This is a genomic window from Propioniciclava sp. MC1595, assembly GCF_017569205.1.
Lineage (GTDB): Bacteria > Actinomycetota > Actinomycetes > Propionibacteriales > Propionibacteriaceae > Propioniciclava.
The window spans coordinates 3061497-3073381 of the sequence record NZ_CP071870.1; the positions used below are offsets into that span (position 1 = coordinate 3061497).

The 11885-nt window shown below is 67.9% G+C and carries 13 protein-coding genes; 8 read left to right on the plus strand and 5 right to left on the minus strand.

All coding sequences use genetic code 11. The annotated features are described in order from the left end of the window. Both alr and J4N02_RS14825 read right to left on the minus strand, forming a co-directional pair. Window positions 1–1119 carry an alanine racemase gene (gene alr / locus J4N02_RS14820; protein ID WP_188334558.1) on the minus strand — a complete coding sequence of 373 codons (1119 nt, stop codon included), beginning with the start codon at window positions 1117–1119 and terminating at the stop codon, window positions 1–3. Window positions 1120–1192: 73 nt separating this feature from the next. Further along, entirely contained in the window at window positions 1193–1480 is a 288-nt protein-coding gene (locus J4N02_RS14825; RefSeq protein WP_188334559.1) for a hypothetical protein, read from the minus strand. A 225-nt stretch (window positions 1481–1705) separates the two neighbouring features. On the opposite strand from J4N02_RS14825, the gene J4N02_RS14830 reads away from it, so the two are divergent. The 7 genes from J4N02_RS14830 (at window position 1706) to J4N02_RS14860 (ending at window position 8303) form a co-directional block, all read left to right on the plus strand. Further along, on the plus strand, window positions 1706–3094 hold the full coding sequence (locus J4N02_RS14830; RefSeq protein WP_188334560.1) for a HAMP domain-containing histidine kinase: 1389 nt from the start codon (window positions 1706–1708) through the stop codon (window positions 3092–3094). 27 nt (window positions 3095–3121) lie between these two features. Next, on the plus strand, window positions 3122–4165 hold the full coding sequence (locus tag J4N02_RS14835) for a hypothetical protein (RefSeq protein ID WP_188334561.1): 1044 nt from the start codon (window positions 3122–3124) through the stop codon (window positions 4163–4165). 65 nt (window positions 4166–4230) lie between these two features. After that, complete coding sequence (locus J4N02_RS14840; RefSeq protein WP_188334562.1) at window positions 4231–5031, plus strand: alpha/beta fold hydrolase; 801 nt, start codon at window positions 4231–4233, stop codon at window positions 5029–5031. Beyond that, the gene (locus J4N02_RS14845) at window positions 5028–5654 is read left to right on the plus strand and encodes a hypothetical protein (RefSeq protein ID WP_188334563.1); all 627 of its coding nucleotides are present in this window, start codon (window positions 5028–5030) and stop codon (window positions 5652–5654) included. Before J4N02_RS14840 ends, J4N02_RS14845 begins: the two co-directional genes overlap by 4 nt. 315 nt (window positions 5655–5969) lie before the next feature. After that, window positions 5970–6446: a hypothetical protein gene (locus J4N02_RS14850; protein ID WP_208091002.1), complete on the plus strand. Its 477-nt coding sequence runs from the start codon at window positions 5970–5972 to the stop codon at window positions 6444–6446. Further along, window positions 6446–7156 carry a hypothetical protein gene (locus J4N02_RS14855; protein WP_188334565.1) on the plus strand — a complete coding sequence of 237 codons (711 nt, stop codon included), beginning with the start codon at window positions 6446–6448 and terminating at the stop codon, window positions 7154–7156. The genes J4N02_RS14850 and J4N02_RS14855 overlap by 1 nt, the downstream gene beginning before the upstream one ends. A 10-nt stretch (window positions 7157–7166) precedes the next feature. Beyond that, the gene (locus J4N02_RS14860; protein ID WP_188334566.1) at window positions 7167–8303 is read left to right on the plus strand and encodes a hypothetical protein; all 1137 of its coding nucleotides are present in this window, start codon (window positions 7167–7169) and stop codon (window positions 8301–8303) included. Window positions 8304–8647: 344 nt separating this feature from the next. Here J4N02_RS14860 and J4N02_RS14865 read toward each other — a convergent pair whose 3' ends face one another. The 3 genes from J4N02_RS14865 to J4N02_RS14875 are packed head-to-tail and all read right to left on the minus strand — an operon-like array spanning window position 8648 to window position 10716. Beyond that, a complete protein-coding gene (locus tag J4N02_RS14865; RefSeq protein WP_188334567.1) occupies window positions 8648–8935 on the minus strand; it encodes a hypothetical protein in 288 nt (95 codons plus the stop codon). Then, entirely contained in the window at window positions 8932–10440 is a 1509-nt protein-coding gene (locus J4N02_RS14870; protein ID WP_188334568.1) for an SCO6880 family protein, read from the minus strand. The genes J4N02_RS14865 and J4N02_RS14870 overlap by 4 nt, the downstream gene beginning before the upstream one ends. A 15-nt stretch (window positions 10441–10455) precedes the next feature. Continuing rightward, window positions 10456–10716, minus strand: coding sequence for a hypothetical protein (locus J4N02_RS14875; RefSeq protein ID WP_188334569.1), 261 nt, complete (start codon window positions 10714–10716; stop codon window positions 10456–10458). A 379-nt stretch (window positions 10717–11095) separates the two neighbouring features. Between J4N02_RS14875 and J4N02_RS14880 the strand changes: the two genes are divergently transcribed. Continuing rightward, complete coding sequence (locus J4N02_RS14880; RefSeq protein WP_188334570.1) at window positions 11096–11848, plus strand: hypothetical protein; 753 nt, start codon at window positions 11096–11098, stop codon at window positions 11846–11848. Window positions 11849–11885: the final 37 nt, after the last annotated feature.

Genomic DNA, 11885 nt, shown 5'->3' on the forward strand with positions numbered 1-11885 from the left:
TCAGCCCACGACCGCCCGCGCCACGCGCGCGTTGATCAGGCAGGTCACCTCGTAGGGGATGGTCCCCATCAGGTCGGCAACCTCCGACACCGTGATCTCCTCAGCCCCCGAGCGCCCGATCAGCACCACCTCGTCGCCCACGTCGACCGATGACCCGGGGCCGACGTCGACCATCACCTGGTCCATGCACACCCGCCCGACGATCGGGCACGACCGCCCCCCGATCAACACCCGCCCGCGGTTCGACAGCAGCCGGCTGTACCCATCGCCGTACCCCACCGGGATCGTCGCCACCACCGTGTCCTGCGGCGCCGTCCACGTGCGCCCGTACCCGACGCTCTCACCGGCCGCGACACCCTTCACGAAGGTCACCCGCGTCGTCCACTCCAGACCGGGCAACAACGGCACGGTGTCAGCGGTCGTCACGTCGGGCTTCGACCCGCAGACCATGATCCCCGGACGCACCATGTCGAACCACGACCCCGGGTGCATCATCACGCCGCCGGAGTTCGCCAGGTGCACCAGCTCGACCCGGCCGCGGGCCGCAGCAACATCGTCGGCCACCCGCGCGAACAGCGCGATCTGCCGCTCGGTGAACTCCCGCCCGGCTTCGGTGTCCGACACCGGCAGGTGGCTGAACAGGCCGCGCAACCGCAGGCCCGCGGCGTCCACCCGGCGGGCCAGGTCGGGCGCGGCGGTGGGCTCGCAGCCGATCCTGCGCATGCCGGTGTCGACCTTCAGGTGCACGGACGCCGTGCGCCCCACCTCCCCAGCCACCCGGCCGACCTGGTCGATGGAGTCGGCGGAGACGACGGCCAGGTCGATGTCGCGGGTGATGCACGCGGCGACCTCGTCGTCGGTCAGGGCGTGGCTGAGCTTGAGGATCGGCAGGCGGACGCCGGCGTCGCGGATCTGCAGCGCCTCGTCGACGGTGGCGACCCCGAGCCAGTCGGCCGCACCGGTTGCCTCGACCATGCGCGAGACGCCGATCGCGCCGTGCCCGTAGGCGTCGGCCTTGACCGCGACGAGCACGCGCCGGTCGCCCACCCGCGCGCGGATGGCGTGGAGGTTGGCGCGGATGTGGTCCAGTCGCGTGGTGGCCGTGGTCGCATGGAACATGCCGCCCATTGTTGCGCGCCGCTGCGACGCAGGGGCATCCGGGCCGGATCAGCACGGGCACCCCTGCTGGGTTCTACACGAGTGCCAGCGACTCGCGTCGCGAGGTGTAGGCCGCGTGGGGGATGGAGGTGGTGTGATACCCGCGGCAGTCGTCGCAGCGGTAGGCCCGCACGACCTGGTTGGAGGACGTGATCCCCGCGAGGCGGGCGGCCGCACGCTGGTGGAAGGCGCTCTCCAGGGCCTTCTTGGCGTCGATCATCTCGCCGTAGCGGACCTTGCCGGTGGTGGCGCAGAAACCCCAGTCGCGGTTGCGCCGCACCTTGCGGAAACCTCGACGGTTGGAACTGTGGTTGCTGATCATTCTCGTTCTCCCTTTCACCCGATGGCCATGAGGGTGTCGGGAGGGCACGAAAATGTCCTTTATCGGAACTAAGGATGGCCACTGGAAAAAGGTCGCGCCCAACGGGGAGTCTTCACATCGTGTTGTCCGGCAGTCGAGAAGGTCTTGGTGCTCGACACCGCTGACAGGCATCGCAGACTGCGGGTAGTCTCCCGCGTGGGCGATGCGCAGAAGGATCCCGGAGGAATGAGCATGTTCGTGGATGCAGGGCCGCCCAGACCCGACTCCCATGTCGAAGCGCTGCGGCGCGATCTCTTGTTGGCACCGCAACGCAGCGATTGGTCGCGTCGCGTGACCGATGAGCGCATCAAGACCACCGACCGCTTGCGGCCGTTCGCAACCAGGGGCCTCCTGCTCACGGGCATGGTGGTGCTGCTAGCCCTATCTCCGGATGTGGCTTGGTGGGTGTGGCCGTTCCTCATCCCAGCCGTGGCCCAGACCCTGCTGGAAATCTGGCTCGAGAACCGCATGAGGGCCTCCGCCATGGACACCTCCGGGAATGTCGTCCTGGCCGGAATCGTCCGCTTCTGGTACCTGATGTACGAGCGGCTCCCGTTCAACGTGACAGGGTTGTTGGGAACGCTCGCGGTGGCGCTCAACGTCATCGTCGCCGTTCTGGGCACCGGTCCGGCCAATCCAGGGGTCCTCAAGGTGGCGGTGTTGGTGCTGGCCCTCCTGTACGCCAACTCGGGAATCCTGGGCACCCTGATGGACGCGCCTTGGTTCTCACCGCTCTCCGGCCTCGGAGGTTGGGTACGCGCACTTCAGCCCGGCTTCTGGGTGGCCGCCACCGTTATTGCTGTGGGCCTGGTCCTGATTGGGGAGGTCTGGGGGCGTTGGCCGGAAGGTTCGCTGCCCTATGCCCTCCTGAGCTGTGGGTTGGGCTACTACATCGGGCTTCGCGTGCGTGACTACGTGCGGGACATGCAGGCCGCAGCGCGGGTTCATGTCCATGCAAGTCTCGAGGAGAAGGCCGCACTCGCGCTGACCCTGCATGACACGATGCAGCCGGCGAAGTATGGGCTCCCGCGGGTGATCCACTCGACGCAACTCAGCGGGGGTCAGCGCGCTGCCCTGCACACCATGCTGGGCGACATCGAGGAGCTCTACGTGGAGGCCCGCAAGGGGTCCGTGGATTCCAGGACGCTGCTGCGCACTCCCTTCGAGCACCGGGTGCGGCAGCTCTTGACGGACGCCGCGATCTCTTATGCCGGCAGCAGGTTCGATCTGGATGGCCGCTTGGACGACCCCAATCACCAGTTCGCCAAGTCGCTGTTGACCAACCTGCTCCAGAACGCCAGGGACGCCTACGCGGAAGACCCCTTTCTTCTGGACGCCCATGTCACCGTCACAATGTTCCTGGACGATGTCAACGCGCACATCTCGGTGCAGGACTCGTTGCCGCCGATTCCGGAGGCACACTTCGCTCGCACCGGCTCGACGCTCGGTAGCTTGCGAGAAGACCTCCGGGCACGCCAGGGCGACCTGACCCAGGACATCGGCTCCAAGGGCAAGACGATCAGTGCGCGATGGAGCACCGTGGTGCGTCCCCTGCGCGACACCAAGGAGGAATGAACGATGGCAGATGTACGACTCCTGCTCGTGGAAGACCTGGGCCACCGCAGTGATGAACTGGCCGACGCTGTGAAGAAGGTCAATCGCGGCACCGGGTCCTCCAGCAAGATCATCATCGACACCATGAGCAGTGTCTTCGATGTGGGTGGCATCTCGGCCGAGCAACTCGCGCAGTACGATGCGGTGCTCGTCGACTTCCACTTGGCCACTGAGCGCATGGTGGCGGACCGTGGACGCGAGGTCCTACCCCTCACGAGGATCGCCTCGGCCTGCGGCGGCGAGCGGACCGTACCGATCGAGACCGGGATGGGCGTTTTGCTGCACCTGAAGAACGAGGTCGCCTCACCCGAGTACGTCGCGGCACGAGAGAAGGTCACGGCCGGGCTCCCGAACCGCCAGCTCACGCCCCACTTCATGACGTTCGGGGCGTTCACCGACGGCTGGCCCAAGTTCTTCGCCGTGGCCGGGCGCGCGTGGTTCCGCACGACACACATCGATGCCAGCTGGCAGGGAAGCCCCGCCGAGGTGACCAAACTGCGCGACGAGGTCCTGTCCGGCGAGCAAGAACTGTTGACCGGGTCCCGCCTCAACCACGCGATTGCCCAGGCCGTGCCCTTCTTCAACGCGATGATGAACGAGAGCTACGCGAGCCGGGCCAGTTGGTACGACCAAGCCCGGGTGAGCCCCGAAGCATTCGACTGGTACGCCATGTACCACGCTGCGCGCGGAAAGGCCGGCGGCCAGGCCGGCATGGCTGAGCAACTGAAGCTGCGGTGGGACTCCCACTGCACGCCCACCAACTGGAGCACGCAGTTTCCTCCCGTTGCCACCATGCTCCAGGAGCGCCTCCGGGAGTTCCTGAGCCAATTGGAACTCTCGGGCAATCCCCTCGACTGGGGGGAACTGACCTGGTCCAAGAGCACGCCCGACCACATGCTCGACGTGCTGACCAATTCGTTCATGTTCTGGCAGTCCGCGGACGTGCGGGCCGCCCTGGTGGAGCACCGCTGCGCGAACAACGCCCCGCTCCCACCCGACATGGTGACCCCGCCCACCGGGGTGCGCACTTGATGCAGCGACGATTGCCCACAGCATCCATCACCCACCTACCGGGGATCCGCGGCACACGGGTCGCTGTGATCGAGCCAGCCGCAGTCGAGCGGGAAGCCCTCGCGTTCATGGGGTACGGGGGCTGGACCAGCCGGTTCGAACTGCAGCGCTTCGCCCTCCTGGCTGAGCGGTGGCGAACCCGGATCGTCGTGCCCGAGGTGCCGGGATGCAGCGCCCGCCCGACGCGCGTTTCGGCGCGACAGGCGGTGGCGCTCGCCCGCGGTGACTTCCGGCGACTGGCCGGGGACATGATCCGAGGCGCGGCACCCGCCTTGTCCCGGCCAGGTCCAACCCTGTTGGTTGGCTACTCCATGGGGGCGTCGCTGGCCAGCGCAGCGTTGGCTGTGGCCAGCAGGGCCGAGTTGGTGGCCACCCACATCGTCCTGGTCGAGCCCGTCGCGATCCAACGTTGGTCGCCGACAGCCCTGATCCGGGCGACGGAGGCGGAGGACGCACTGGCCGGCCAGTACGTGGCCGAGACCATGGCCTGGGAAGGGGCGGTACTGCCCCCCGAGGATGACGCCCAGGCCCAGCCGCACCACCGCGATCGTTTGTCCATGACGCTCCTGGGCAATGCCCTCCGACATGAGCGGCTGCGCGGGGATCTCCGCGCGGGTCTTGCCGAACGCCCCGAGGCGTCCGTGGCCATCGTTCGAGGCGAACAGAGTTTGCTCTGCCCCCCGAAGGCAGCGCTCCAGCTGGCGCACGTCATCCGCCAGCAGGGGACGGCCGTCACCGACATTGCACTCGCCGGAAGCCATCCCCTGTGGCACTCGCTGGACCAGGTCTCGACGCTGGCGACACGCGTGAAGGCTTCCTGGTCATGAGCTCATCGACCACGCCGAGACTCCTCAGCTACCTGACGGCCGCGGTACTGGTCGCCGGAGTGCTGTGCCAGTTCATCCAGAAAACTGATCCGGTCTTCGCGCTGTGGTACTTCACGGTCGACTCCGCGATTCTGGCCGCCGTCGTCTCGCTCTGGAGCGCCCATCGCCCGAACGATCAGGCGGCGATCTTCCTGAGGGGGTTGGCCACCACCGCCGTCGTGCTCTCGGCCATCGTGTACGCCGCCGTGATTGCCCCCATGTCACCGACCGGCACGTGGTTCCAGCCATGGGACGACCTCTGGGTCAGGGCCGCACTTGTCCTGATGCATGGGATTGCCCCGTTCCTGGTGGTCGCCCAATTCCTCACATACGCCGCCCCGCGGACAGGACTCTCGCGCGTGGCAGCAACATGGTGCCTGTGGCCGGCGCTCTACGTGGTCTGCATGCTGACGGCCGCGGCGTTCACCACGGCACGGATTCCGTACGCCTTCCTGGACCCCGAAGAGATGGGGGGGCTGTTACCGGTGTTGGGCAGCGGGTTGGTCGTGGGGTGCGTCTTCTTCCTGCTCGGCCGTGGAGCGCTCGCGTTGCATGCGCGGGTGGGACGCAAGGACGCATCGTAACAATGTCAATCTGAATTCTTTAGCCAATTAAAAGTCTCTTTCGATCCCAGGTAAGCACATTGATTAAATAGAAGCAAGCCGGGAGTTTTAGCGCACCGAAAGAAATCCATTCGGCGCAGTCACAATTTGCTGGTGCAATGTCGGTGTCCTCTCACGGAAGGCACCACGTTGACAACTGGAATCCTCATCTGGTGGAGCCCCGGCTCCGATCCTGAGCATGACCAGATCCTGACGGACTGTGTCCTTGAGGCGCGTCGGGACATCCCCGATGTCGTCCTCAACCCCTCGCAGGCTCCCGCCGGGTTCGCTCGGGCGATGAGCCTGTGCACCCAGCGAATCCGCCACCTCCAGGTCGAAGCGATCGAGCAGGCCGCTCCCGACGTGGAGTTCGTGATCGCCCACGCCCGGGTCCTCGACAGCGGATTGATCGGGGGCGTCTCGTCCATTCCCGACCTCCATGAAGCCACCGCCTCGCGCTCGGCCGCACGACAGGCGGACTTGGCCGTCAAGGTGCTCCAGGCGCGTGAGCGCGTGGAGTCGCTGTCCGAGATCCACGCTCGCCACATTGCCGCCGTCGCCGCTTCGGGCGACGACGCCATCGCCGAGATCGATCGGCTCACCCGTGTCCACCACCGGTTCGCGTACGGGCTGACCTACGCAGTTCCCCACGTCGCGGTTCCCGTCGATGTCTTTGAGATCGGCCTCACCCGCGTCCGCACGGCCCTGCCCGGGCTCTTCGCTTCCGACTCCGACGACCACACGAGCCAGACCCATGAAAGGGGGGCGGCCTGATGACCAAGAAGGCCACCCGCACCATCGTCCTGACCGCCATCGCCAGCCTCGCCGTCCTCATGAGCGCCGCGTGCGCCAGCCCTTCGGAGCCCGTCACGCCGCCGACCACCTCGATGTTCATCGTGGACACCACCGGCTCGGCTGCCGCAACCGACCTGCTTGCTGCCCAGCAGCAGCGCCTCGCCCAGGCGGTCGCCGAGCTGCCGGTCGGCAGTCGTGTCGTGCTGCGGGCGCTCGACTCCGACGTCACCGCGTCGTGCACCGACGTGGTCTTCACCATGCCGCAGCAGGCCAATCCCGCCCTGGAAGCGCGCGTGCGCGACGCGAACCGCGCGGAGGTCGCGGGCCGCTTCGCCGACGTGGTCGCGTGCGCCCAGACCAATGCGCGCGGCCGCACCGAACTGTGGGGCGGCATCGCGGAGGCCGTTCGCGCCTACCCAGACGCGACCACGATCACGGTGGCGAGCGACGGGTGCGAGAACTCGGTGCAGTCGGAGATCTGCACGCCTGACCGGCTGACCGATCCCGCGGCCCTGGTCGCCGAGATCCCCCCGGAGCTGGCACCGCGACTGGCCACGGGCGCCACGATCACCTACGTCGGGGTGGGTCGCGGCACCGGCCTCGACGCCGGGTCCGTCGAACGCCTCCGCCAGGTCGTCAGCATGTACACCGAGCTGATGGGCGCCACGGCGTCCTTCGTGACGGTCTGAGGTGGGCACCATGACCGAGACCACGATCAACACCGCGACGATCAACTCCGCGGCGCTCCAGGCGCACCTGACCTCCGTCGAGGACCGGTTCGACCCCTCCCGGTCGTTGACCGATCCGCCCATCGTGGTGGACAACCCCGCCGCGATCGACGCCTACACCCGGCTGGGCGGCCACGACGCCGCCCGGCCTGGTGCGGACGAGCACGTGACCCAGCGCGTCCTGCCTGCCTCGTCGGGCTTCGTCATCGAGGCTGCGCGCACGCCCCTGGTGGTGCTCGGCGAGCACTTCGCGGCCGTGCGCACGGCGCACGCGGCGGGCATCCTGGGGAAGGTGGCAGCCGCTCCTGTCACGACCCGACGAGTGCTGCGTTCCATGTGGGTGTACCTCGCCGTGTTCCTGCTGGTGTTCATCGCGGCACTGTGCATCGAGGTTGTCTACGGCCACCAGGCGGCCATGCCCCTCACGGGCGCCAACTCCAATGCCGCGTTGGTGACGGCCATCGCCACGGCCATCGCGCTCAACGGGTGCGCCCTGTTCGCGAGCCGGCTCCTGGCCGAGCACCAGCCGGGCTTGGCTCGGCGGAGGGGAGGGAGGATCGCCCTCGGCATCGCCGTGCTCATCGCCCTGGTTGCGATCATCCTCGGCCTGGTCGTCGGCGACTTCGACAAGGCGAGCTACAGCACGGTCTCCGGGGGAGGTTCGGCTGCCCAGGCGTCCGTCTCGGCCTCGGCCGGAAAGCCCCTGACGGCACTGATGTACATGGCGCTGCTTCTGCTGATCGCCATCGGCATGGCGGCGGGACACCTCCTGATCGAGGACATGATCCGCACCCGGCACACCGAGCTGATCATCGAGGAGCGCAACCGGGCCGCCGCCGCGTCTCTGGACCTCGTCGAACAGGACGCCGTCGCGCTGCGTCTCTGCGACGCGTTCCTGAGTGCCATCGAGGCGGCCCACCGCCAGGGCCGTCTGCGGGTGCACGCCTACGTCAGCGAGGTCAGGCGGAACTCGACCCCTGAGATGGCCGAGGTGTTCACCTACCCGGTGCACGACGAGGCCGAGCCGCAGTGGGCCTCCGATGCTCGCGCGATGAAGGATGGGCTGCTCGAACGTCCGAGCCACGCTCAGGTCACCCGCATCGCCTAGGCCGCACATGGAGTGGCCCGGACGCCCCTCGGGGCGTCCGGGCCACTGGCGTGCCGCGGGCAGACCACGCACCGCACAGAGTAAGCGTGAGACAACGATTAGGCCGCCTTGGACACCAGCAGATGCGGGAGTTCACTCAACAGGCGCGACAACTGTGCACCCACCCATCCTCGCCGATTCAGGCGAGCGCTGTGAGGGCACGCCGGGCTCAGAGCAGTTCGGCGATCTCATCGATGACAGCAGCGCGCGCCTCGTGCTGCTTGGCGAAGCGCTCAGCCAGTTCGCGGCGACCACGGTCGCGTTGCTGCTCAAAGGCCAGGACATCGCTCGCGTGGATGCGACGGTCACCCGGACAGTTCGTCGATGCCGATCTGCGCGCCGGTGGGCGGCAGGGGCGGGTTCGCGATGAACGGCCACCACGCCGCCGCCTGGTCGCTGGTCATCCGGTACTGGACGACCGGGGTGCGGGATGGGCTCCAACCCCGACCGGGACGCCGTTGGCCGTGGCGGGGCGACGGGTGGAACAGGTAGGGCTCCTTGCCGGGCCGTTCGGGTTCGGGTTTGGTGGGCAGGTCGTGGCCGAAGTCGGCGAGCAGTTGGGCGGTCGACCGGCCGCGGGGCGGCGTCCTCATTCGTCGGCCTTCCGGGTGAGCCCGAGGCCGAGGGGCAGGGTGGCGGCGGCGAAGCCGGCGTCCTGGGCCAGGTCGAGGCGTAGGGGGGCGAAGCCGGCGCGCCGGATGGATGCGTCGAGGCGGCGTCCGAACTCGGCGACGCGCATGGTCTTGGCGACGGTGACGCACGCGACCGCGTAGGGGCGGGTGAGGGCGTGGCCGGAGGCGAGCTTCGCGTCGAGGCGGTGGGCGCGGGTGACGTTGGCGCGGTCACGGGAGCGTTGCCGGATCTGGAGGCGGCCGCGAAGCCCTTCGCCCATGTCGGCGGCCCATTCGCCGGAGGCGGTCTGTCGGTCGGCGCGGCTGAACGGCAGGATCGGGAACACCACCGTGTAGCTGCGCCGCTCCCCCGGCTCGGACGGGGTGAGCACCGGCGCGAGGGCGCCGAGGCAGGCGCCCCGGTCGGGCAGCTTGATGGTGGAGCTGATCGAGTTCCAGGCGTCGTGGGAGTAGTGCCGCATCGTGGTGTCGGCGCCGGAGGGACCGGCCATCGCCCACGGCACCTCGGTGCATACGGCCGGGTCGGTCTGGTGGGCGGCGAGGGCATCGATGATCCCGGCCCGGTCGGCGGGGGCGAACCCGGTGCGGACCGCGAGCGCCAACTGGGGCGAGGTGAGCCAGGTCACGTCGGTCATGCCCATGCCGCCGCGCAGCATCGCGGCGATCTCGTCAGCCAGCGCGTACAGGACGCGGGTGCGTCCCTCCAGGCCGCCGCCGAACTCGCGGGCCTGATTCGCGATGCGTGCTTCGGGAACCACGAACGTGACGAACGCCTCGGTGCGCACCGCGGCGCGAGTCAGGGCGGTGGCGAGTTCGTCGTTCATTCGGCGGGCCAGTTCGGGGCCGTCGGGACGCCGATGCGTCGCGATCCACTGCTGGCGTTCGGCGCCATCATCGGGGACGGTGCGGACCAGGAACACCACGTCGCTGATCAGGGACGCCCGCGCGGCCACATCGAGGAGTTCGGTGAGGCCGCGTCCGTACTGGTCGCGGCGGTCGCCCTCGGCCATGCCGACGCCGGGGTGCCGAATCGCGGCGGTCATCGCCCACGTGCGCAGGCCGTGGTCCTGGATGACGGCGTACCGGGTCTGCGCCGGGCCTTTCGGGGCTCCGTCGTGGACCTCGATGCCGGTCATCACGCCGGGCAGGTCCGCGTTCTCAAGGGCTTCGGCCTTTCCCGTGGCGGCCTTGCTGCGCCACGACGTCCAGCCGAATGCCTTCCCGACGGTGAAGCTGAGGCTGGCGAGTAGCCAGCCGGTGGCCGAGCGGCCGCGCACGGGGACGACGACCAGCACGGTCACTACGGCAGCGAGCCCGGCGAGTTGGGCCGCGAGCAGCCAGCGTTGCTGGTTGGCGGCCACGAACACAGGAATGACCGCGAGGGTCAGGGCCGCCAGCCGGGGGCCGGTCAACTCGAAGAAGAAGCCGACCCGGTCCGGGCCATAGTCGTCGTACACCGCAGCCATGAAGTCCTCCGGCGCTCAGAAGGTCGGCGAGGCGCTGGGAGATGTCGCGAACGGCAGTGGGACGTCCAGGGGGTTGCGACCGTCATCCGCGCTGACCCAGACCCGCTCGTGCTCGATGTCCGCAGCGATGCGTTCGGCCTCTGCCTGCGCCGCAGCCTCCGCGCGGGCGACGCGGAGGCGGGCCTCGACCGTGCCCCAGACCTCGTCCAGCAGCACCGGCTGCGACGAGGGCGAGTCAACGTCGGGATTGGGATAGGCGTAGGTCCAGTCATCCATGCGGCGCCTCCTGTCGGTGCGGTGGCCGCGAGGCCACCTACCCGCATAACGGGCCCTGGCGCTGCCCGGTGGACAGCTTCGAACAACAAGATCTCGTACCGCCACTACCCGGACAACGGCGCGTGAGCCTGCCAAGTGTGAACGCCCGATGGGATTCCGACTCGGATCAACCGCCGCCGACACGCCCTACTTCTGCCGGGCCATGATCGCGTTGTGCACGAGTTTCGGCGGTAGTCGCTTGGAGTTGTCTTGAGCCGGTGTCGTGAGCTCACCGGATCATAGACTCGCCGATGTTCGCGACCTGCAGACACCCGCTTGGTGGCAAATGACGCTGGCGCGAGGAGAGTGGGGTCAAGCTATGACGTGGTGGGATCGAGTAGTGGGCGCCTTGCAGGAACCCTTGTGGACTGCGGGTCTGCTGCAGGGCATTGCTGGTTCGCTTGTTGGGACTCTGCTCGCGCTTGGAGGCGCGGGCTGGGTGCTCGTCATTCAACTACGTCACGACCGCGAGTTGGCCGCGAAACAGGCGCAAGAGGCGAGAGAGGCTTGGCGAGCTGAACGTCATGCAAGCGCCGCGAACGAGGTGGGGCTGCTCCTTCTGGACGCGGTGGATGAGATTCGCCACCTCGACGAGGACGACTGGGTTCAGCGGATGCGAGTGACCACACCCCCGAACGATTCGCTCTACGCCATCATCAATGTGCAGGAGATCCCCGGCATGAATCAGCTGATTCACGCCAAGGGGAAAGCTGATCTCTCGCTCAACCTCGACTCCGCCATTAAGGATTTGACGAGCGAGATCAGCGCGAACTGGTGGGCCTCTCTACGGCTTACGACCCTCCCTTTGTTGGCCGGGCTCACACCCGAGCAGTCCACCACCGTGCTGCATAGGATTTCCCGCTCGCTGCTTTGGCCGAGCTCTGAGGCACTTATTGAACTGGGTCGGGCGTTGTGCCGATGGGACGGCAGGGGAACGCCGCCAGGGCTCGCTGCTCTTCCGGAATGGGAACCGACTGCGGGTGGCCGCGTGCCACCTGTTGATCCCGAGCGTTCGCGGTTGATAGAAGCGGCTGGTGAGTCAGCAGCCGAACTGATTCACGTTCTCGGATATCGGTCTACAAGCTTGAGCTAGCTTGGGCGCAATCGTGTAGCGCGTTGCCCGCCCAGAT